The organism is Treponema sp. UBA753, assembly GCF_002297325.1.
Lineage (GTDB): Bacteria > Spirochaetota > Spirochaetia > Treponematales > Treponemataceae > Treponema_D.
In genome coordinates, this window is the sequence record NZ_DBKJ01000047.1 from 12032 (window position 1) to 34642 (window position 22611).

Below are 22611 nucleotides of genomic sequence, written 5' to 3' on the forward strand. Positions count from 1 at the left end.
CAACCGTTACGCTTGGTCCTGGAAGCTTTACAGGGCTCAGGCTGGGACTTAGCGCGCTCAAGGCAATCACACTTTCAGACAATATTCCGCTCTACGGAATTCCTTCTTTGGAAGCGTACTCTTGGCCGTATAAAAAAGCAATTGAAACAGTTCTTCCTGTAATAGAAGCAAAAGAAGATGAATTTTTTTATTCATTTTATATCCGCGGAGAAAAAATAAGAAACGAAGAAGATTCAGAAATTGAAGAAATCTTAAAGCAAATTGACGCAGAAAGCTCTGTTCTTGTCTGCGGACCTGGAGCAAAAACATTTGTCGAGCGGACAAACGAAATAACACCGCTTTATTCTCTTCACTGCTTTTGCCCGGAAAATGACTGCTGCGAAAGCCTTTTTGAAATTGCAGAAAGAATGATTGCAGAAAAGAAAGAGCCATTAAAAGACTATGACGGTCCGCTGTATGTAAGAAAAAGTGAAGCTGAAATAGTTCTTGAATCAAAAAATAAAAACTAATATTTTTTCAGCAAAACAATCAGCCAAAAAGTTTTCCGAGACGTTCCATTGAAATTTGCGAAGCAGCGGCCTTGTTTTCTGACTGGATTGCTTCAAAAACTTCTTGACGGTAAACTTTTACATTGCTAGGAGCTTCCACGCCGATTTTCACTTGGTCGCCTTTTACGTCTATCAGCGTAATAACAATGTCGTCTCCGATGCGGATTTTTTGATCTATTTTTCTTGAAAGGATAAGCATTACTTTGCCTCCTTTCGTTTTAATGCTTCAAGAATATTGTGCTTTGTTGTGTACTTTGAGCCGTCGAGAATAGCCTGCATGCACTGATGATTTTTCTTGTTGATTATAAGAGGTCCTTGAAAATTTGCAGTTACCGCGCTGCCATCATCAGGAACAGTTACAATTGTAAGAACCATTACATCAGCAGGATCTTTTATGCCGATTTTTAAAAGCTCACTGTCATCAATTTCAGCTTCATAGTCATCTGTAATTAAAAACGGATCAATTAAAAGAAACGCAAGATTTTTTTCCTGCAGCGACTGAAGCCATATAAGCGGCTCATACTCACTGTCCACAAGAGCAAAATCTGTATACTCTTCAAAGCCAAAAAGACCTGAAGGTATAGAAATTAACCTATCGTTGGAAATTTCAACACAGCCTTTAGTTTTTGTTTCTACCAGCATAAAAAATCCTATGAATATTTTTAAATATTAAAATCCTAGCGCATATAATTGAGCAGTGTACTTGAATACATTTTTCCAGCATTGCTCATTGTTGCCTGGTTGACATATTCCAGCATCTTTAAATCTGTTATGGCTTCTGTCAAATCAATGTCGCCTTCTCTGCTTACAAGCTGAGTAACATTTACATTGTTTGTCTTTGAACGCTCAACGTTATTCATTGCACGCTCATAGTCGCTTCCTGACTTTGCAAGGCGAGTTGTAAGATTATTGATTCCGTAGTCAAGAGTTCCAATCACGCGGCTTCCAATTGACTCTTGATCCCCCTTGAGCATTGAATCGCGCAGGGCAATGACAGCATCAAACAAAGAGCCGCCAGAAACTTTCACAGCGGAAGTGTTTACATTGTAAGGCGGAAACTGGCTTGAGTCTTCAATCATTCCCATGTCTGCCAACGCACTGCCTGTTTTATCTTCCATCCAAACTTGATGAGAATCTGTAGTGGAAAGCGAAAGTCCTTGTGAAACAGGATCAATTGAAGCCTTTACTGCAATTCCAGAATTATTTATTTTTGCAGCAACTGCATAAATGTTGTCGCCAGATTTTATTGCAATATCCTCACCGTCAATGCTTATAACAGAATCTTCCAGCGCCTGCCAAGAAGTCAAATCTCGTTGCCCAATAAGGTGTTGAGGCTCTGCCCAAAATGTCTTTGTTCCGCTATTGTCAATTTGAAGATAAGCGTTTTCATCAACTTCAATTTTATTAGTTCCGTTGTTTCCCTTATAATTTACTTTTTCAATAAGAGCTTCATCGGAACCAGGAATGTTTCCCATTACAACATCAAAAGCCGCACCCTTTGTTCTTGTTCCAGCAAAAAGAGTATTTCCGTCTGGACCTACAGCATTTGCATTTTGAATCAGCTCCTTTAAAAGCTCGTTGACTTCAACAGCCATATTTTTTAAGTCTTCTTCTGTGTAAGTTCCATTTGCGCCAGTAATAGCAAGTTCTCTAACGCGGTGCATAATCTGCAAATTCTGATTTATATACCCTTCTCTAACATTCATCTGATCTGCAAGAGTCTGCGCATTTTTTTCAAACTGATTTACACGTCCCAGATAAGACTGATAGCGCACAAGATGTCCGGCTGCAATCGGATCATCACGAAGGCTTCCGATTCTGCTTTGAGTTCCAATCTGGCGGTTTTTTATTGCCTGATTTACTTCCTGTTTTCTAAGCTGATACTGGGTATCTGTATTATTAAACTGTGAGCTGATTCTATGCATATTCTACCTCGCTTCTAAAATAACTCAAACTCCAAGACGGTTGATCAACGTATCAAGAAGTTCATCCTGCACTGAAATAAATTTTGCAGCAACGTTATACCCATGCTGAAACTTTATTATATCAGCAAGCTCTTCATCAATGTTTACACCAGAAATGCTGTCGCGCAAATCTCTTAAGTCGCCCATTATTTTATTTTGAGTCGCAAGCTGATTTTGCGCCTGCTCTCCCTTTAACCCAACGTTGGTTACTGTATCAGCAAAATAATCATCAAATGTACGCTGACTTCCAATCATTATTTTTGTATTTCTGATTGCAGCCATTTCAACTGCTGCTCTTCCATCGCTAGGCTCTGCAAAGCCTTGGGAATTTTTAAATGCTGCGGCAACACTTGAAACATCATTTTGAATAAGTCCATTTACTTCAATATATGCAGACGGATTCAAAACAGGAGAAACCGCAAACTGAGCACCTGCAAGAACATCAACCGCATTTGCACGGTTAAAGTCATAGGCATTATCTTCTCCGCTTCCCTGCAAAATTCCTGAATACCCCGTAAGGAACATTCCAGAATCCTCAACATGGCGGATAACAAAATCAGGATTTTCCATTCCGCTAGAAGATGTTGCTTTTAAAACAAGACAACTATTTCTGTCAAGATAAGCCTTTACCTCTCCGTTGGAATCGTTGATTCTGTTGATAACATCTTCAACTGTGTCTGTTGAAAAATAAGCGACATCAATATTTCCACTTGCGCCATTAATTGTCATTGTTCCAGAAAGACCAATCTGCTCCTGCATCTTAAGAGCATTTGTTCCTGTCATGCGGAAAATATAGGAAGTGTCTTCTACACCATCGCCGTTTCTGTCATAGTTTCCGTTTACGTTTTCTACAAAATCATGCTGAACAAAAAAGTCCAAGCCTGTAACGTTATTTTTTCCAATGGCATTTCTGTGGACATCATTCACTAAATCTGCAAAGTTAAGAGCCATTGTATTTAAAGACTGAATTTCACTGCGAATATCCTTGTCACGAAGTTCAACCAAAGCTCCGAGAGTTCCTCCATGAAACTCTGCATCAAGCTTTGTATCAGACCACATAAGTTTTCCGTAGCCGTTATTATCAAGCTGGCCGACACTTTCTATTTGGCGAGCAAGACTTCCTTGAACAATAATCTGCCCATCTGTGTGAACCATAAATTCATCAGGATCTTTTTGAGTAACAGTAACATTAATGAGAGACGAAAGCTTTTCAACAAGCAAATCGCGGCGGTCCATAAGATCATTAGGATTGTCCCCAAGACCTTTGCTTCTTACAATCTCACCATTGACAGAAGCAATCTGGCGCGAAAGATCATTTACCTGCTTTACAACTGCCTCAATGTCGCCATTTATCTGATCTCCAATTCCACGCAAACTTTTGTACTGTTGCTGAATTGAATTTGTCAAAGTCTGCCCGCGCACAACAACTGCAAGACGAGCCGCATCACTTTCAGGGTAAGTTGAAAGTTCCTGCCAGCCCTGCCAAAACTTGTCCATGTTTGTTCTTACGGAAACATCATTAGGCTCATTGTAAACGGATTCAATCATTGAATAATATTTGTCGCGTGTTTCCCAGTAAGACTCAACATTTTTCTGGTCAACAATACGGCTTTCTAAAAGTTCATCTTTTATTCTGTTTATGCTTTCAACATCGCAGCCTTGCCCTATCTGACCTGGAACCATCGCACGTTCCAAGTCCGGGCGATAAATCGGCTCAAAAGATTTTACAATGACACGCTGCCTAGAATAGCCTTCTGTATCCGCATTTGAAATATTGTGGCCGGCTGTCTGAATCTGAGTTGAATGAGCCATAAGGCTTCTTTTTCCAATTTCTATTCCTGCAAAAGAATTCGCCATAATTCCACACTCCTTTTAAATGCTTCTGTTTACAACAATGCTCTGCGCATAGTTTTTTCTCATTGTGCCGTTCGGAGAATAAATTTCGTTTCTCTGCTGAGATGCGCACTGATCCATAACTTCTGAAATAAATTTTTTTGTTGCGCTCACATATTTTGCAAGCGCGTCATTTTCAACCTTGCTTCTTGAAAGCTTTGTCTTTACGCGGAGAAAAACATCTTTTACTTCAGGATGAAAATAAATATTTTCTGAAACAGATGCGATTTTTTCACGGAACTTGTCAACCTTGGAAAATTCACTGCCAAGCTCATTGATGTTCAAGACATATTCTTCAAGGCCTGCCCAGCTGCGCTTTACAACGCACTCATGAATTTTATTCTGCTCCATAAGCATAGAGTCAAGAATACGTTCCTGCTCATTAAGCACACTGATTAATTCAATTTCTTTTTCTTCCGCCATAAATTTTTCCTTAAAAAAGAAAGTTTCTATTTGATTTTCGGAATATAAAGATTTTTGTTTAGAGAAAAATTTATAAAAGAGTTATACAGAAAGTAAAATTATCTTTGGCCTGAAAGCTCAATGTAAATCTGGTCAGCAAGTCCCAAAGAAGCGTTTTTTGTAATCGATTCCGCCATATTGTCATACATCATGTCGTCGTACATTTTCCTAGCGTACTCGTTGTCTTTGCCGGCAAGATTTGTTTTTTGAATTGTATTGCGCATTGACGAAAGCATCATTTTGACCATGTAATTTTCCATTTCCATGGACTGCGCATAAAGTTCGGAAGTCTTGTCAATTACGGGAGTTTTTCCGCTTGAAGTTTTTGAGTTTGCGGCGAATCCCTGCGGACGGGCGGACTTATCAGAATCCGAAGTGAATGCTCCGTAGAATCCCTGAGTATAATCCCCATTCAGACGATGATTTTTGGCAATCTGGCTTGAAGAAACTCCTGACAAAGATGCTCCCTCAGAAATTCCCAATGCAGTTTTATTCTGCATTTCCTTTACGAGCGAAGAGAATTTTTTGGCCTCATTCTGAAGAACAGCAGAGTCAATTGCATTGCTTCCATTAGACAAAGTGCCTGTTATTCCAGTTCCAGAAATTCCGTTTACCGCCATGATTCCACCTTGCTTACATTTTCGGCATTTTGCATTCAAGATTTTACAAGATTTTTATAGGCAGCTGCTGGCTTTTATCCAATCATAGTATCTCCATGTTTCTTCGCAATATTCATAATAGCCGCATACAATACTATACAGTTTTTAAAATCAAGTTAATTTCACTTTGAAATTAACTTGATTTCATTTTGTTTTTAAGTTGATTTTGTTTTTATTTTAACTTAATTTCATTTTATTTTTAAGTTGATTTCGTTTTGATTTCAACTTAATTTCATTTTATTTTTAACTTAATTTTGTTTTTATTCTAACTTTATTTAATATATTCCACAACATCTCTATGAGCCATAGAAAACATAGGAAAGCGGAACAGGACTTATCCCTTTCCAGCAAAGAAATAGATAAGCCTGTGCATCGGCGCAAGAGGCCGCCGCTCATTCCAAGGCATCAAACTGCAAAAATATTAAAAAAAACAAAAAATTATTTAAAAAGCACTTGACAAGTGCATTTTTTTTTTTTCTATATTTCTTAGATATAAAGGAGCAACGCCCGCAAATGGACACAAGACCAACATGCCTTTTATATCTAGCCATCATCTCATTTTTCGATCTGCTCGAAGGGCGGATTCCAAATTCAAGCACACTCGGATTCTTTTTGCTGCTGGTTATAACAGATATTTTCACAGCTCCATCAAAACTTTTAATCAACATAGCCTGCTCTGCCTTCTTTTTCACAGTGTTCCTTATAGCCGCGGAAGCCACAAAAGGCATGGGCATAGGAGACATAAAACTTGCAGCGGTTATAGGCTACTGCTCAGGATTTTTTAAGACACTATGCACTTTTATTCTTGCGAGCCTCGCCGGAATTATTTTTTTTATGGCACTACGCCTTTTTAATAAAAAAACAAGCAAAATTCCGTTTGTGCCTTTCACAGCGGCCGGATACCTATTGTCAGAACTGATTTTCAGAGAAGCCGCATGAAAAGACTTCCTGTAAAACATCTCCATTGCATTTTCTTTCTTCTTATTCAGATTCCGCTTTGCGCGCAGGAAGCAGACTCTTCCATATACATGGACTTTAGAAACCAGAAAATTTCCGACATCATTTATGCGGTTGCAGATGTATGCGGAAAGTCAGTCATAATAGATGAGACAGTTTCTGGAAACGCAACGTTCCGATTTGAAGACAAGGACTTTGAAAGCGCGCTGGACAGATTCGCAAGGCACTGCCAACTTTATGTGGAAAAGAATGGCGGGGTTTATTCTGTTACTAAAGTAAAAATCAATTCAAACGCTAACGGAAAACTCTCTGTAAACACAGAGAATGTCCAGATTGAGCCGTTCATCAATATGATTTCCCGCTACACAAACAGGACAATTTTATTTGACAATCTTCCGAACGCAACGGTAACAATCCGAATTGCAGAGGCAAGCCTTGAAGACGTGCTGAACCTTGCGATTGTAAGGCTTCCGGGATTCGCCCTTGAGAGAATCGCAGATGGTTTTTACATTACAAAAAGCGCAGGGAATCTGAACAAGCGGAACATCGATATTTTTACAATGTCGGAAGCAGGCGGAAAATTCTCCTGCAATATCCAGAAAGCATCATTCGCAAACGTAATAGAGACACTGTTCAAAAAAGGCGGAAAGGAGTATTCCCTGCTTTCAAAGCCCAGCATAGCACTTGAAAACATGGCATACACAGACAAAAGTTTTGACGAGCTTCTTTCATTAATTCTGAGCCAGTGCAACTGCGATTTTTCTGCGGATGGCGGTATATATTACATTTATGAAATTCAAAAAAAAGATGTCATAAAAAAATTCAAGGAAACAAGAATAATCAAAGTAAAAAACATAGGCATAGAAACGCTTGCTTCAATTCTTCCAAACGAGCTGAACGCGCAGGGATTCATAAAGCAGGACAAAAGCTCCAACTCGCTTATCCTCACAGGAAGCCCTTCGGAAATAAATCCCATAGAAGAATTCATACGCAAAGTTGATGTTCCACTTAACGACAGAAACTATAAAAGCTTTTATTTTGAAAACACAAATGCCAAGGATGCAGCTTCTCTAATTCCAAAGGCTCTTCTTTTATCTGACATAATCATGCTTCCTTCTGACAACGGCTTTGCGACACAGGTAACACAGGAAAGCGAAGCAAAGCTTTCTGAATTCATAGCAATGCTTGACAGTAAAAAACAGAGCAGAGCTGTAAGGCTAAAGTACATAAAGAGCGACGAGCTTATAAAATCGCTTCCAACGCCTATAAGCAAAGAAAGCATAACAGAAACAAACGAGCCGACTTTAGTTTTCTTTAGCGGAACAGAAAAACAATTTGAGGATTTTTCAAAAAGCCTTGAGGAGATTGACCTTCCAAAGCAACAGATAAAATACCAGCTGCTTGTGGTTCAAAGGCAGAAGACAAGCGGCTTGAACTGGGGCGCGTCATTAAACATCGGCAACACAAGTGAGGGTTCGGGCTATTCCTGGAGCGGGGCAGTATCAAACATATTCAACATAAACTTTGACATAATCTCAAAGTTCGGAGTCCAGTTCGCCGGAAGCCTGAACGCAGAGCTTTCGGAGGGAAAGTCGCGCGTGCTTGCGGACACAACACTAAACGGCATAAGCGGAGAATCCTTGAGCTTTTCAAACACCAACACAACACGCTACCGCGACATAATCGTAGACACAAAAGGAGAGCTGTACACAAGCACCACAAGGGAAATATCAAGCGGACTCACACTTTCTATAAATGGCTGGGCAAGTGGCGACGGAATGGTGACAGTAAAAGTTGACGCGCAGGTTTCAAAGCAGGGAAACACAGAATCATCATCCGCCAACAGCAATGGAACAGACACTACGCCGCCTCCATCAACGTCTGAAAAAAAAGTAAGCACTAATGTAAGGACTAAAAGCGGCGAGCCTGTAGTCATAGGCGGACTTTTCCAGCAGGAAGAAGAAGTATCAGAAAAACGTGTGCCAGGCTTTGGAAACATACCGCTTTTAGGCTGGCTTTTTAAGAAGAAAGTCGTGTCGATGGTTGAAACAGAATTTGTAATATATCTTGTTCCTTTTGTTGAAAAGCAAGATGTCCAAGCTATCAGCGAAGAAGCAAACCTTGAGCGGCTCAAGAAAAAATACGGCGAGGCTGCGGTATGAAAAGTCTCAAAACAGCAAAATCCAATGAACCCGGTTTTAACATAATAGAATTTTCTCAGTACAAAAACATTGAATGCCAGTACACCTGCCAGTTCATAAAAAATTCACGATGTGTAAAAATACGCGAGTCTGAAAATGAAGTTACCGTGGCAGTCGCAAAAAGCAAGCTGGATACAATAAAGCTCCTTACCCAAGTACATGAGCCAAAGCAGATAAGGCATATAATTGTAAATGATTCGGACTTTGCCGAATTTATTGGCAATTTTGTAGACAACACGGCAGAAGACTTTTCCTGCACAAAAGAACTGGACAGCGAGTACCGTCTTGAAGACATAAGCGGAGAAGCCCCGGCAGTAAACATAATAAACGCAATATGCCTTGAAGCAATAAGGCGGAGCGCAAGCGACATCCACATACAGGGCACAAAGGATTCTGTAAACATTCGTTTAAGAATTGACGGAGTACTCCAGACAGTCCGTGCGTTTGACAAAGGCATTTTTGACACTCTTACAAGCCGTATAAAAATCATGTCGGGACTTAATGTTATGGAAAACAGGCTCTGTCAGGATGGAAGAATGAGCGTTCAGACAGGAGGAAAAAATCTTGACTTCCGTGTTTCCATAGTTCCGTCAGTCGCAGGACAAAACATAGTCCTCCGGCTTTTCAACAATCAAAACGAAAATTTATCTCTTGAAGCTCTTGGATTTTCAAAGGAAAACCTTAGCAAGATAAAAACTGTTTTAAAAAGTCCGCACGGAATGATTCTTGCAACAGGACCTACAGGAAGCGGAAAGACAACAAGCCTTCATGCACTTCTTAAAGAAATGGATGATGAGCATTTAAAGATTGTGGCAATAGAAGATCCTGTTGAAAAAGTCATAAGCGGCATTGAGCAGATACAGGTGAACGACGAAATCGGTCTTACCTTCGAAAGCGTGCTTCGCCGCATATTGCGCCATGACCCGGATGTAATCATGGTGGGAGAAATCCGCGACAAGGAGACAGCACAGCTTGCAGTTCGCGCTTCCCTTACAGGCCATCTTATCCTTTCAACACTGCACACAAACGACAGCATTTCCGCAGTATCAAGATTGCGCAACCTTGGAATAGAGCCATACCTTATCGCAGGAACTTTAAAGACAGTAATTGCCCAGCGTCTTGTTAGAAAAACTTGCGTTCCATGCAAAGGCAAAGGATGTGAAGAATGCGGCTTTACAGGCTATAGAGGAAGAACTGCCATAAGCGAAGTGTTTTTCTTGGATGATAACTTCCGTGCAATGATAGAAAAAAACAAGCCAGAAACTGAACTTAAAAAATATCTTATAAAGCAGGGATTTAAAACATTAAAAGAAGATGCGGCTCTAAAAATAAAAAGCGGAATCTCAACAAAAGAAGAAATGATACGGGAAGGACTTTTATGAAAGCGGACGTTCTTCTTTTTACACAGACCATGCATTCTCTTCTTTCATCTTTTTTGCCATTGCAAAGCGCGCTCGCAGTATGCAAAGAAGTTCTTACAGGAAAAGCCGAGAAGAAATTCACTGCTAGAATCCTAAAAAAAGTAAACGAGGGTAAAAAGTTTTCCAATGCACTTTCGGATGAAAAGCTGTTTCCTCCGCTTTATGTTTCCCTTGTTTCAATTGGAGAAGAAAGCGGCACGCTCCCGCAGGTGTTCGGACATCTTGCCGCATATTTGAACGGCAAAAGAAGTATGAAGCGGAAGATAATCCAAGCACTTCTTTATCCTGCGCTTGTTCTTGCGACGGCGATTGCTGTTGTTTTTATTCTGACTATTTTTGTCCTGCCAAGGCTTGAAGGAATATTCGAGGCTTTTACAAATTCCTCTGAAAACATCGAAACGCAGATAAGTAAACTCAAGTCAGGCTCTTTTGTATCCATGATAATTTTATTTGGCTTCATGGCAATTCTGGCAGTCTGCCTTGCGACGCGCAGATTAAATGCAAAAGCGGCTCTTGCAATCGACAGCATTATTCTAAGGATTCCGCTCATAAAAGATTTTGCAATGACAATGCAGATGCACGACTTTTCTTTTGCAATGAAGCTTCTCACTCAAACGCATTTTCCTTTGCTTAAGAGCCTTGCTTATGCAAAAAACGTATTGAGCAATATCCGTGTTCAAAAAGCTGTTGAATCCGTCTGTAAAAGCATAGCCTGCGGAAAAGGTGTCGGCAAAGCTTTTGAAGATGAAAAAATCTTCCCGGAATATCTTACAGCATGGATAAAAATAGCAGAAGAAAATGGAGAAGCGGCAGAGGCATTCAGCCAGATTTTTAATTATTACCAAAATGAAAGCGAGAGCCTGTTAACAAGCATTACACAGGCTGCAGAACCTGTTTTTATTTTGATAACAGGAGCGGTAATTATTGCAGTTATCGCCCAGTTTGTAATTCCTGTATTCAATCTTCTGGGGGCATTATGAAAAACTTAAAAAAGAAAATTTTTGAAGCCGTAAAAAATGAAGACGGCTGGACTTTTATGGAAACTCTGATAGTCATAGCAATAATACTGATTCTTTCAGCAACCGTAGGCTTTGTCGCAATAAACAGCCTTGAAAAATCCCGCATTGCCGCGGCTAAAACGCAGATAGAAAGCCTTGCTACAGCCCTTGAAGCCTACTACATAGACTGCGGAAACTATCCAACGGCAGAACAGGGGCTTGCCGCTTTAAGAAAAAAGCCTGAAACATCGCCAAGCTCCGACAGCTGGGGAGGACCGTATATTTACAAGAACGCGCCAAAAGACCCCTGGGGCTATGAGTATGAATACACCTGCCCTGCTCCAGACGGCTCGCCTTACGGAATAAGAAGCTTTGGAGCAGACGGAATTGAAGGCGGTGAAGGCAAGGACACAGACATAAAAAGCTGGGAGTAAAAAAGAATGCTTCGTGAAATTGTTGCGACAGCGGCATTTTTATTTGCCCTCTCCGGCATAATAGCCGGCATTGCCATTGCCCAAAAGTCGGCTTCAAGGCAAATGGCGGCGGCAGAAAGAACTATTGAGAGCGCAAATGAAATTGACTGAACTTTTAGTTTCCATTGCAATTTTTCTCATGGCTTCGGTGGTGCTTACAGCAAGCCTCGTCAATGCAAAGAGCAGCATTGCCAAGACAGAAGCCGCCTCAAAAAACGCCGTCTCAATGCTTGAAACAGACGCGCTTTTGAGAAAAGAAATAAGAAACTTTAACATTCCCTATTGGAAAAACTTTGACACAGAATTTGAAACAATTAAAGGAATGCTTTTGATTTTCTGCGCGGAAAAGGGAATAGAAGCCGTATCAATATCTTCTGTCTATAACGCAAGGCATAGAATGGAAGGTATAAAAATAGAATGGAAGTTCAATGGCAAAAACTATGCAAGCCAAGAGTTCATAAAACAGAGGATTTCTGATGAAAAACTATGACAGCGGCTTTTCAACTCCGCTTGCAATGGCAGCAGTATTTTCTCTTTGCATTCTGGCTTTATCATTTTGCCTACTTACAACCGCAAACGAAAGATGGATGGACTCTTACAAAAAACTGATAGAAGAGAGAAAGAAAATTGACGCTGCAATTTTTGACATGGAAGAAAAAATCCAGATGCTAAAAGATTCACAATCTGATTCTGATGAACATGAGATTTTATATTTACTTTCCTCTGCCTGTGATTTTAAACTGTCGGTCTCTGATGTTTCCACAGGCATAAATAAGAATTTTATATCAAAAGAAATTCTAAAAAACAAAGCGATAAGCGACTGCATTAAAGCAAACGGAGAAGAAATTTTTTCAGAGTACGGCTGGATTAATCCGAAAGTTTCTGACAAAGCCATTGTTGAGCAAACTTCAAAAGACTTTGAAGAAAAAAACACATTTCCACTTATAAACACATTTCCGCCTCTGAACATTTTCAATATGAGCGGCACTTTTATAAAAACAGTTCTTGAATTTTGCGGTATAAAGAATGCGGAAAAGAAAACGGAGCTTATAAAGGACAATTTAAATCCAGATACAACAGAAAAAGAGCTTGCTGAAATTCTAGGACTTGAAGAAAATCATCCTATCTTTGAATTGCTCGGAACAAAAACCGCATTCTGGAAAGTTGACTTTGAGACGGAAAAAGCAAGAGCCTGCGCAGTGTTCGCCGCCGTTCCAGAAAAAGAAAACCAAAGAAAGATAGAAAAATATATCCTCGCTGAAAAGAAAATATTATTTAAAGGGGGCGTGCTATGACATCACAGGTTATGCCTCAAAACTGCCCGAAGTTCACCCTTCACTTAAAATCCCATACCCGGCGAAAAAGAATTGCCGAGGCAAAAAGCACGCTTGCAAGTCTCTACCCTTTTGAAGTAAATGAAAAGAAACTTCTTATATTAAAGACGGACATAAAGTGGCAGTATGATGTTTATCTATTGAAGGAAGAAATAAAGCGTGAACTGAACATTAAAAAACTTTGCCTTGCAATCCTGCCCGGCATTTTTATTCTGGCAGTTTTAACTCTTGCAATTCGATATGCCGCTCTAAAAAACACAGAATCTTTAAAAGCCCAAAAAGAACTGGAAAAACAGAAACAGGATGAGGAAAGAATCCAGAAAGAAAAAGAAGAAAAACTTGCACAGCTAAAAAAGACATACAACGAAAAGAAGCACCTTGAATATGAAAAAATCTATCCATGCATTGAGCGCATTTATTCCGCAATGGCAGAAAAAACAGCGACAATAGAAAATATTTCAATTCAAAAAAATGCTTTTACAGTTGAAGCCACTGCAAAAGACGCCGTAAGCATTCTTGCAAACTTTGAAAAAAGCCGCACGTTCACTTCTGTAAAGATGAACAGAACCACCGTAAAAAACGGAGCTGAAATCGTTTCCTATAACGGAGAGTTTTCAAGACTATGGAAAGAAACAGATGAAAAATCCTCACTCGATAAAAAGATTGAATTTTATGAAACGGAACTTTTAAAGATGCAGTCGCAGGCGGAAGAAAAGCAAGGTATAACACTTTCCGAATACATAAAAAACATACGCAACATAATGCATAAAAATTCCTGCAACGAGCAGTACATACAAATTAAGGGAAAGAGCGGCAACGCAGAGATAGAATTCTTTGTCCTTTCCGGCAGCAAGGGCATTTTAAATTTCATAAGGGAAATTCAGGAAGGAGATGAAAATCTTATAGACATAAAAAGCTTTGCTCTGCGAAACAGCGAAAACCGAAGCAGAATACAGACAACAGTCTGCTTTGATACAGGAATAAAATTTAAGCAGAACGACGCTTTGCTTTCTGAATATACCGACAAAAAAATTGACCTATCTGAAATTGACAGAATTTTTTATAAAGCTCCGTCTGCAAAAACCACAATAAAAACTGAGTCGGCAAAAAACAGAACAACTGCGGCAAAGTCAAATGAACAAAACAGTCCAGCTGGGATCAAAAAGCTTACATACATAGGACGGACAAAACTTAATGGAAAAGATTTTGTGATTGCAAAGGATGACGGCATGGGAAGCATTTATAAAATTTCCCTTGCAAAAACAGAATCTGTCGGAGATTTTTGCATTCAAACTGGATACGGCTATAGGGCAAAGCTCCGCGGAGAATATTACGAGGTAAAAAAATGAAACGGCGCAAAATCTTTTTGAAAATTTTAACAGCCTTATTTTCTTTATGCCTGCTCTCATGCGCAAGCACGCCGGAAAAGAAAATAGACTCAATGTATGTGATGGTCTATGACTACGCCAGCAGCGAACTTATGAATGCTTCAGTCTTTATAGACGGAAAAGAAATCGGAAAAACTGACATTTACGGAAGGCTTATGTATCCATGTGAAAAAGAAACCACAATCTGCGTAAGAAAGGACGGCTATGAAACCGTGGAAACAAAAGCCGCCATAAAGCCAGGAACAGTCCTGTATTTTAAAATGGGAAACGGCTCATACTATGCGGAACAGGCAGAAAAACTTCTGGACGGAAAAGACTTTTCGGGCGCGCTTAAGATGATAGACAAAGCACTGGGAATTGAAGAGAGAAAAGACTGGCAGTATCTGCGGAAAATAATTATTAGGGAAAGAAAAAATGATGAATAAAAAAATCAGTGCAATATTTTTAATAGTTATGTCCTCATCACTGCTTTCAGTTTCTCACATATTATTAATAAACAGAATTCAAAAATTGAGCAAAGAAATTTCTGACCTTGATAAAGCTGTGAAAACTGTTGAATTAAAAACTGATTGTTTTGAAAAAAGTCTTGCAGTCAGCATAGAAAATACTGATGTAAACTTTCAAAAACTTAATGAGTCCGTTCAAGCCTTAAATCAAAAATCCGATGCACAGTTTTCGAAGACTGTAGGAATGGGAAGGACTTATGATGCAATTCTTGAAGAACAGAAGAAGAAAACAGTCGATACGGCAGGAAAAGACAAATCGTATCTAGAAGCAAAAAATAATGCTATTGCCTCATATAATAAAGAAAGTTATACAGCTTCTTATGATGAGTTCAGAAAACTTACGCAGACCTTTACTGATGATATGGAATGCCGTCTTTACAAGGCGAAAAGCCTTTACTATAAAAACCGTGCCGACAGCTCCTCCTATGCACAAATCTTGGAAGATATAAGAATACTTAAACAAAACGGAGCTTCCGACACCGAGCTGCTTGAAATAGAAAAATCAATCCTTGCTGAAAAGGAGGGATTTGATGAATAAAAGAACTGTTTGTTTTACAGCCCTGCTGTTTTCAATATTCATAGCCTCTGCATCAGAAATTAAAATCGCTCCCCTTGCAGTTTATGACGGCAACGGAAACAAAACATCGGCTCCTTATAATCCTTCAAAGGCAATACACGATGAGCTTGAAAAGCACTGGTTTAGCGGCCTTATAAATTTTTCTCACATTGCAGAAAGCAAATACGGAATCCCGGTTACCATAATAGACGCTCATAAAATCTGCGTGTCTGAAAACTCTGATTATCTGATATACGGATATCTAAAGAAAAATGAATCAAGCTGGCTTTGCGAGGTAAAGCTCTTTGATGCAAAGGCAAAGAAAATTGCAAAAGGATTCTTTGCAGGTGACAGCATAGATCATTACGACAGGCTTATTTCTGTTTTGTGCCAGAATATTCTTTTTGGAATTGAGGAAATTACAGGCATCAATAAGGATGAACTTAAACAGGAAAAAACGCGTCCAATGGAATTAAGGATACCGGCTTCTCTTTTTTACTGGAGTCCTGTTGATAGTGACTGGGGAGACAAAATTTTAGGAATTGGGGGAGTTAATACAGGTATTGAGTTTTATCCACCTCAGCCTGTGATTGTATCAAACGGTAAACTTATAGATTTTTCTGCAAGATTGAATCTTTCATGGGATATCGGAATAAATAAAAAAAACACCTACCCTCTTGTAATCAACACCATAGCAATAAGTCTTCCTGTATTGCTGCACGTTCATTTTAATAAAAGGCATTCTTTATACGGCGGGTTCGGTCTTGCATATAACATTGAGCTTATGAGCATAAAGCCAAAGTATGAGGACGAAACATTTTTATACCAGAATGCCTTTTCTTTTGAAACCATTGCAGGGTACGAGTTTGACATTAATGACAAAGTACATCTTTTTGCAGAAATAGACTTTGACTTTCACATGATGGGAGCCGGTTTTGTTTCTGTAAAGCCGTGTCTTGGAGCGTCATTCAATGTTTTTAAGGAGCGAAGATGAGTCGAACTAAAAAAGCCATGTTTTTGATATTTACATCATTATGGTTTTTCTCGTGCTATAACAATGCATTCAATGAAATTTTATTCAGGACTGCGGACGACCCGTTTGATGATGTGCCGGCAACTGATTCTCTTACGACAGAACACACGGTATATCTTTCATGGAAGGAAGATGACGCTGCTGATAATTTCTATTTGATGAGATCCTTTGACGCCATTTCATTGGACTGGATATGTGTTTATGAAGGAAAATCAACAAGCTACACAGATACTAACCTTATAGATAATGAAAAATATATTTACAGGCTTGATAAAACACGTGGCTCAAAATGCTTTGAGGGAAAGAAATATGGCTACGGATGGTCATCAGGGACTATCAGAGATTACTGCGAATCAAATGATGTGCCGGAAGATGCAGCGTTTTTAGAGTACGACAGAATATGCAATCTGCCATGCGTTGGTTTTGTAACAGACCATAAGGAAATTCTTGACGAGGACTGGTTTTATGTAACAGTTCCTCCAATGCGCCAGGCGGACATAATAGTAGGACAGCATAACCTTACGAACACTACTTTAGGAGCGGAGACAAACCTCAGGATACAGCTTTCAGGACTTGAAAGCCAGAGTGCAAGACATCAGGTCGCCTACCAGATTCAGAACTCCAGTTATGAGACAAAAAACTTTTATTTTAAGGTTTTTCCGGAACGGACTTCATTATCATCAGGCAACAGTTTCTGCACGGTTATTGAATATACCGTTTCTTTAAATCAGATAACTAAATACTAATAAGAGGAGAAAATGATGAAACCAGAAAAACTAATTATTCGGCTTATTTCTTTAGCTGTATTGGCATCCTGTGAACTCACTCCTTTTGAAGAAGATGAAAAAAGTATAGTTAAACCGGAGCAGACGACAGTTCAGGAAACAAGCAGTCTGTTTGTACAGTACGAAGACAATAAAGTTTTTACTTTTGAAACAAATGATACAAGTTATCTGGGAGCAAATGGTTATACTCTTTGGACAGTTCCAAATGCAAATACAAGTGAAAGTTTTAATCCTATTGTTGTAGAAGCGGTTAAGGAAAGCGGACGGACGGAAGCGGGGTTCGGACTTGTCTTCTGCGAGCAGGAAACCGGCGGCAGGCCATTCATGCTAGCAGTCCTAATAAACGCCAACGGGTACTACACAGTCGGCAAGGTTTGCGACGGTGTTTTCGGTCATATTAATGACGGATGGAAAAATTCAAACTACATAAACAAGGGGCACGGAATAAAAAATACCATAGCTGTCGCTTATGATGCCGGCACTAAAAATTTTCTATTAAAAATCAACGGCTATGAAATAACGTCATTTACAGTATCAGAACAGATTGCATTTAAAGACAGCAGGTCGGGGTTCGCTGTTGTAATTGCAGATAATGAGAATTTTCCTGGCAAGCCTGTAAGGGTTACTTTTGAGAATAAATAATGTGCAGGAGAAAAGCATGAGCAGGCGTTCAAAAAAAACAGTTGAAGCAAGTTTTACTAAAAGAATTGCAGCCGTAATAATGACGGCTGCATACATTTCTGTCATAAGCCCGATATCATTGCTTGCTGAAACTGCAATAAATAATGCAGATATTAAGGGAAGGATTTCTGTAAAAGAGGAGAAGTCCGAGGTCCTTATCTCCGCGGAAAAAGGCGGAACAGTAGTCCTTGGGGACGCCTCCATAGAGATTCCCGCCGGCGCGCTAAAGGAGGACACAGCCATAAGCATAACGCGCATTCATAAGGTAGAGGACACAGGAGAATCCCTCTGCAACGCGACTCCATATTCAGGCGGCTACAGGTTCCTGCCCGCCGGAACGAAGTTTGAAAAGGACGTGACAATAACACTGCCCTACAGAGGTGAACTCAATGCGAAACCGCAGGCTCTTTCCGGGCTTTACACATACTTCTACGACACGCGGAAGGAAAGCTGGATAAAACTTGAACGTCTTGAAATAGACAAAGAAAATCACAAGGTCCGCTCTCTTTCCACCCACTTCACGGACATGATAAACGCGACCCTCGCCCTTCCCGAAAGCGCGGGCCCCGCCGACGTGAACCTGAACTCAATCAAAAACCTCGAGGCGGCAAGGCCGGACGGACACCTGATAAAATTCAATCCGCCAGAGGCAGGCAACATGGGAGACGCCTCGTTCAGCTTTGAGCTTGCAGTTCCCGCAGGACGCAAAGGAATGCAGCCGCGGATCTCAGCAAGCTACTCGTCCGGCGGCGGAAACGGAATTATGGGCAGGGGCTTTGATGTGGGCTACGGAAGCTCCATTACGACAGACACAAGGCTCGGACTCCCGGACTACGACACCCGCGACACCTATATGCTTGACGGAACACTGCTTGAGGAAAAATCCCGCAAAGGAAACGAGATAGCCTACAGGCCGCTAAAAGAAACCTCGTTCAGCCGAATAAAGCGTTACATGGATGACAACCATTGGGAAGTTACGGATAAAAGCGGAACAAAACGAATTTACGCACAGAATAAAGATTCCTGTGTCGGAAGCGGAGCGGAAACCTTCACATGGAATCTTACAAGGACGGAGGATGCCAATGGAAACTCGGTTGTTTATGAATATGAAAAAGACAGCGGTTATGTCTACCCTGCTTTTATTCATTACACAGGTTTCAACGGAAAGAAAGGAAACTACAAAGTCCAGTTCCACTACGATAATAACGGAACGGAAATCAGAAAGGATGTGCGCATGGACGCGAGGTCAAGGGAAATCATATCATGCAGGAAGCTTCTGACCAGCATCACGACCCACTATAAGGACGGCGGGCATATACGCAGGTATAACTTTAATTATACAGAGGGACTTGCTAAAGAAAAAATGCTTTCCTCTATCTCCGCAGGCAACAACGCGGGCGAATCCTATGAATATACATTTGATTATAGCCTTCCTGAAAAAAACAATGATGGGAATATAATCTATTTTGCAGAAGCAAAAGAATGGAATAACGGACAGCCATTACAAGTTGGGAATTCTACGAATATTGGAGCAAATTTCAATGGTGCGGCTGGACTTGGATATGGAACAAGAGTTATTGATGTTCGTGCAACGGCAGGTGGAAGCGGCTCTGTCAGTTCGGGGGAAAGTTATACAGAAGATTCGATGTTAGACATAAATGGTGATGGAAGACCTGATGCCATAAGTCAGAAGGGAGAAACTGTATATGCTGCACTAAATAACGGAGCTGGCTTTGATGAAAAGCAAGCTATAAATATAAAGTCAGGAACATTGTCAGAAGACTTAGAGCATGAAAAAAATTCCAGCTCATCCGTAGGATGGAATATTTATGGTGGCGCAGGCTCTAGCAGTGGTTCCTTATCTCTTGGAGTTGGTTATTCAGAGGTAAAGCAAAAATCTTCCTCTAAATCTTTGTGTTCTTTCATTGATATGGATAGGGATGGTCTTCCTGATATCGTAGAAACTGGAAAATCTACATATCTTAAGAATTTAGGAAATCTTGAATTTGAACAACGTAATATATATTCAAGCATTGCGGTAACAGAAGTTACACAGAAAGTAAAACCGGAATTAGCAGAGGAATACAGAAAAACATATTTTGTTCAAACTCCTTTCAGAATGTGGGAAGCTCCTTATGAGGGAATTATTACAATAACGGAATCTGCGTATGGTGTATCTGAAAACTTTGATAAAGGCAAACAAGTCATAGCAAAAACATATAAAAATGATGATGAAAGCGATGATACGACATTACGAATTAATATAACTGCTCCAAATATAACTAAAACATCTAGAAATACTATGGATGTTGTTAAAGCAAGCGATTATTACTTCATATCGGATAATGGGAAAGAACCTGAAAAGACAGATATTGATTGGGATATAAATATTGAATATTCAGATATAAAAACCTTTAAGAAAGGATTAAAGCATCCTCTCTTAAACTTGAAAAAATATGAAGAATTAAAACCGGCTCAAAAGACATATTCGAATAATGGTAATAAAGCAAAAGAAGACTATAAGAATTTTATTGTGTCGGAATATCTTGATAATCAAACAGTATTATTAAAGCTCTTTAGCATTACCGTTCAGGAAGTTCATTCAAATGACAATAACTCTTATGAATATTTACTGAACGCACAGTATGATTCAGACTGGACGAAAAAAACAAACATCGAAGAACAGAAGGCAATTATATCGACCTTAATGGAGAATCAATGCCTGATTCCTTCTGTGTTCACCGAATCTCAGTTTACAGAATACTATGAAAGTGTAAAAACAAATGCCTCCAAATCATCAGATATTATAAAGTATTATTCTGACTTCGCAATGCAATTTGAGCATGACGTTACAGATAATCTTTATCTTTTTAGAGACTTCACCAAGGAATATACTATTTCAGACTTCCTTGAAACTTATCCAATTCCAGAGGGAGTTCAAACAGCAGCCCTGTTAAATTACAAGCAAAATGGAATCACAGCCAGTTTCAGTGTGGGTGATATTTTTTATGGATGCCATTCCGAAAAAGAATTCAACGGTGAGCGTGATATAAGAAATGAAGGAACTGTTACAAACAAAGTTTTGAATGCCGGAACTTATAATTCATCAGATTTATTCATTGACCTAGTGGATAATAAACTGAAATTCAGAGGCGATAAGGAAAATTTTGTTCCGCTAGAAATTTCATCTGATGTTATAAATACAACAGTTACAGAAAATTCCGTTTCAATTCAATACGGTATTAACAAAGATAAATATGGAAATTATGAAAGCATAATAACCGTAACGCTTGACGGCCTTTCATACCGTGCCTTGAATCTTTCCAATGAAGAATTCCAAAAGATAGTAGATGACATAGATGTCGCTTACTCTGACGTACATGACAATCATTGGAAATTAGAAGATACAGAAGATGAAACGAAACGAATAAAAACTTCTGATATTGATGTTTTGTTTAAGGAAATTCCTCTGACAGATTCTCAAAAAGAGGAATTCATTTCTGATTTATATGAAAAGAAAGATGTATATACAAAAATAGAAATAAATAATCCAGATGGAAGCTCTATTAATAACGAAGAACCGAAATATAAAGAGGAACTGGTTTATAGTTATTATATACTTAAAGAAAATGCTGATTATACCAAAGCTCAAAAAATTCTTGATGAATACAAAAAAGAAATCGTGTATAAAGAAAAATACCCATTTTATACCATCTCAAACGGGAACTATATTCTTAAAAATGAATGGAAGGTTTTTAAGGAAAAAGAAACCGCACGCTCTGAATGGATTTCTGAAATTGAAGCAGAAATCCTAAATGCAGAACCTGAATTGAAACAAGATAATCCAACAGAGTTTTCAAATAGAGTTGAAACCATTTTTGAAGAAAAGTATGCGGAATATTTAAACCTTGACGGACTGCTTTTGGCAGAGTGTAAAAAGTTCACTTTTGGAAAATTTTCATCAATTCAAACTTTCCAAGAGTTCAATATTGAACATTTGTATAACATAAGCAGCAATTCTTATTCACTGCTTGTTGCCGAAAATGGGTTTAATCTTGATGAAGTAACATACACACTTCCTAAGGTAAATTGGAATTCTGGACGAGATTATTCAACAGCGAATATAAACTGTGAAAAAATTATTTATTCATATAGTGAAACAATAACACAGGATGGAGTAACGGATACAGCAGTCGAAGAAATAAAGATTCAGAATGATGAAATTTTATATGGAGGTAAAGGCAACTGGTTCTATGGGATTTGGAAAGGCAGCTTATCTGATATTCCTTTCTCAAAGGAGACTCTACAGGAATATAAAAAATCAATAGAAGGCATTAATTCAACCGCTGATTTTAATTCCAAAAAAAATTCTGTTCCTACAGAAATTTCTGATAAACAAAAAAAAGAAAAAACAGCAGACAATATACATTTCTATTTACCTCAGAAAAAAGATGAATGCGAGTTTTCAAGAAACAACAGCGAATTTAGAAATGCCGCAATTCCTTATAATGTAGATTACTCAAAGTCACTTTTAGGAACTGTCGCTATGTATTCCGAAGTAAGAAAAACAGCCGAAGGACGAAAAACTGTTACTGATTATTATATGCCTTTTATTTTTGGAAATATAATTCATACAGATAGAGCAGGTGGTATTTCTTATTATAAAGTTGAGGGATTGAATGAGAATCCTAAGAACACAACAGCACAATTAACAGGAGGCTCTTTGCTTTCGATGCCAACAATAAGAAAGTC

Annotated in this window: 23 protein-coding genes; 16 read left to right on the forward strand and 7 right to left on the reverse strand. The window is 39.1% G+C overall.

Going from position 1 to position 22611, the window contains the following annotated elements:
• Window positions 1-509: tRNA (adenosine(37)-N6)-threonylcarbamoyltransferase complex dimerization subunit type 1 TsaB (tsaB, locus tag B4C08_RS03825; protein WP_296663072.1), on the forward strand; the 509-nt coding region annotated here is incomplete at its 5' end.
• A gap of 19 nt (window positions 510-528) precedes the next feature.
• Here the strand turns inward: tsaB and csrA are convergent.
• The 7 genes from csrA to B4C08_RS03860 form a co-directional block, all read right to left on the reverse strand.
• The gene (gene csrA, locus B4C08_RS03830) at window positions 529-747 is read right to left on the reverse strand and encodes a carbon storage regulator CsrA (protein ID WP_013701584.1); all 219 of its coding nucleotides are present in this window, start codon (window positions 745-747) and stop codon (window positions 529-531) included.
• Window positions 747-1190 carry a flagellar assembly protein FliW gene (fliW, locus tag B4C08_RS03835; protein WP_295796840.1) on the reverse strand — a complete coding sequence of 148 codons (444 nt, stop codon included), beginning with the start codon at window positions 1188-1190 and terminating at the stop codon, window positions 747-749. The genes csrA and fliW overlap by 1 nt, the downstream gene beginning before the upstream one ends.
• A 35-nt stretch (window positions 1191-1225) precedes the next feature.
• Window positions 1226-2473 carry a flagellar hook-associated protein 3 gene (locus tag B4C08_RS03840; protein ID WP_296663077.1) on the reverse strand — a complete coding sequence of 416 codons (1248 nt, stop codon included), beginning with the start codon at window positions 2471-2473 and terminating at the stop codon, window positions 1226-1228.
• Between the two features lie 24 nt (window positions 2474-2497).
• Window positions 2498-4369 carry a flagellar hook-associated protein FlgK gene (flgK, locus tag B4C08_RS03845; RefSeq protein ID WP_296663079.1) on the reverse strand — a complete coding sequence of 624 codons (1872 nt, stop codon included), beginning with the start codon at window positions 4367-4369 and terminating at the stop codon, window positions 2498-2500.
• 15 nt (window positions 4370-4384) lie between these two features.
• Window positions 4385-4828 carry a hypothetical protein gene (locus tag B4C08_RS03850; protein ID WP_013701588.1) on the reverse strand — a complete coding sequence of 148 codons (444 nt, stop codon included), beginning with the start codon at window positions 4826-4828 and terminating at the stop codon, window positions 4385-4387.
• 98 nt (window positions 4829-4926) lie between these two features.
• A complete protein-coding gene (locus B4C08_RS03855; protein ID WP_296663081.1) occupies window positions 4927-5487 on the reverse strand; it encodes a rod-binding protein in 561 nt (186 codons plus the stop codon).
• Between the two features lie 431 nt (window positions 5488-5918).
• Window positions 5919-6218 carry a hypothetical protein gene (locus B4C08_RS03860; RefSeq protein ID WP_296663084.1) on the reverse strand — a complete coding sequence of 100 codons (300 nt, stop codon included), beginning with the start codon at window positions 6216-6218 and terminating at the stop codon, window positions 5919-5921.
• Between B4C08_RS03860 and B4C08_RS11220 the strand changes: the two genes are divergently transcribed.
• The 15 genes from B4C08_RS11220 to B4C08_RS03930 form a co-directional block, all read left to right on the forward strand.
• The gene (locus B4C08_RS11220; protein WP_414717768.1) at window positions 6109-6465 is read left to right on the forward strand and encodes a prepilin peptidase; all 357 of its coding nucleotides are present in this window, start codon (window positions 6109-6111) and stop codon (window positions 6463-6465) included. The genes B4C08_RS03860 and B4C08_RS11220 overlap by 110 nt on opposite strands.
• Complete coding sequence (locus B4C08_RS03865; RefSeq protein WP_296663086.1) at window positions 6462-8645, forward strand: secretin N-terminal domain-containing protein; 2184 nt, start codon at window positions 6462-6464, stop codon at window positions 8643-8645. The genes B4C08_RS11220 and B4C08_RS03865 overlap by 4 nt, the downstream gene beginning before the upstream one ends.
• Window positions 8642-10066 carry a GspE/PulE family protein gene (locus B4C08_RS03870; RefSeq protein WP_296663088.1) on the forward strand — a complete coding sequence of 475 codons (1425 nt, stop codon included), beginning with the start codon at window positions 8642-8644 and terminating at the stop codon, window positions 10064-10066. Before B4C08_RS03865 ends, B4C08_RS03870 begins: the two co-directional genes overlap by 4 nt.
• Complete coding sequence (locus tag B4C08_RS03875; RefSeq protein ID WP_296663091.1) at window positions 10063-11085, forward strand: type II secretion system F family protein; 1023 nt, start codon at window positions 10063-10065, stop codon at window positions 11083-11085. Before B4C08_RS03870 ends, B4C08_RS03875 begins: the two co-directional genes overlap by 4 nt.
• Window positions 11082-11537 carry a type II secretion system major pseudopilin GspG gene (gene gspG, locus B4C08_RS03880; RefSeq protein WP_296663094.1) on the forward strand — a complete coding sequence of 152 codons (456 nt, stop codon included), beginning with the start codon at window positions 11082-11084 and terminating at the stop codon, window positions 11535-11537. The genes B4C08_RS03875 and gspG overlap by 4 nt, the downstream gene beginning before the upstream one ends.
• Before the next feature lie 6 nt (window positions 11538-11543).
• A complete protein-coding gene (locus B4C08_RS03885; protein ID WP_296663096.1) occupies window positions 11544-11687 on the forward strand; it encodes a hypothetical protein in 144 nt (47 codons plus the stop codon).
• The gene (locus tag B4C08_RS03890; protein WP_296663099.1) at window positions 11674-12066 is read left to right on the forward strand and encodes a hypothetical protein; all 393 of its coding nucleotides are present in this window, start codon (window positions 11674-11676) and stop codon (window positions 12064-12066) included. The genes B4C08_RS03885 and B4C08_RS03890 overlap by 14 nt, the downstream gene beginning before the upstream one ends.
• On the forward strand, window positions 12053-12871 hold the full coding sequence (locus B4C08_RS03895) for a hypothetical protein (protein ID WP_296663102.1): 819 nt from the start codon (window positions 12053-12055) through the stop codon (window positions 12869-12871). Before B4C08_RS03890 ends, B4C08_RS03895 begins: the two co-directional genes overlap by 14 nt.
• Entirely contained in the window at window positions 12868-14259 is a 1392-nt protein-coding gene (locus B4C08_RS03900) for a hypothetical protein (RefSeq protein WP_296663105.1), read from the forward strand. The genes B4C08_RS03895 and B4C08_RS03900 overlap by 4 nt, the downstream gene beginning before the upstream one ends.
• Entirely contained in the window at window positions 14256-14723 is a 468-nt protein-coding gene (locus B4C08_RS03905) for a PEGA domain-containing protein (protein WP_296663106.1), read from the forward strand. The genes B4C08_RS03900 and B4C08_RS03905 overlap by 4 nt, the downstream gene beginning before the upstream one ends.
• On the forward strand, window positions 14713-15342 hold the full coding sequence (locus B4C08_RS03910; protein WP_296663109.1) for a hypothetical protein: 630 nt from the start codon (window positions 14713-14715) through the stop codon (window positions 15340-15342). The genes B4C08_RS03905 and B4C08_RS03910 overlap by 11 nt, the downstream gene beginning before the upstream one ends.
• Complete coding sequence (locus B4C08_RS03915) at window positions 15335-16354, forward strand: hypothetical protein (RefSeq protein WP_296663111.1); 1020 nt, start codon at window positions 15335-15337, stop codon at window positions 16352-16354. Before B4C08_RS03910 ends, B4C08_RS03915 begins: the two co-directional genes overlap by 8 nt.
• Entirely contained in the window at window positions 16351-17139 is a 789-nt protein-coding gene (locus B4C08_RS03920) for a hypothetical protein (protein WP_296028298.1), read from the forward strand. Before B4C08_RS03915 ends, B4C08_RS03920 begins: the two co-directional genes overlap by 4 nt.
• Window positions 17140-17151: 12 nt before the next feature.
• Window positions 17152-17820 (forward strand): hypothetical protein, encoded by a 669-nt coding sequence (locus B4C08_RS03925; RefSeq protein WP_296663114.1) that lies wholly within the window; start codon window positions 17152-17154, stop codon window positions 17818-17820.
• Window positions 17821-18571: 751 nt separating this feature from the next.
• A partial coding sequence (locus B4C08_RS03930; RefSeq protein ID WP_296663115.1) for a SpvB/TcaC N-terminal domain-containing protein occupies window positions 18572-22611 on the forward strand: 4040 nt, incomplete at its 3' end.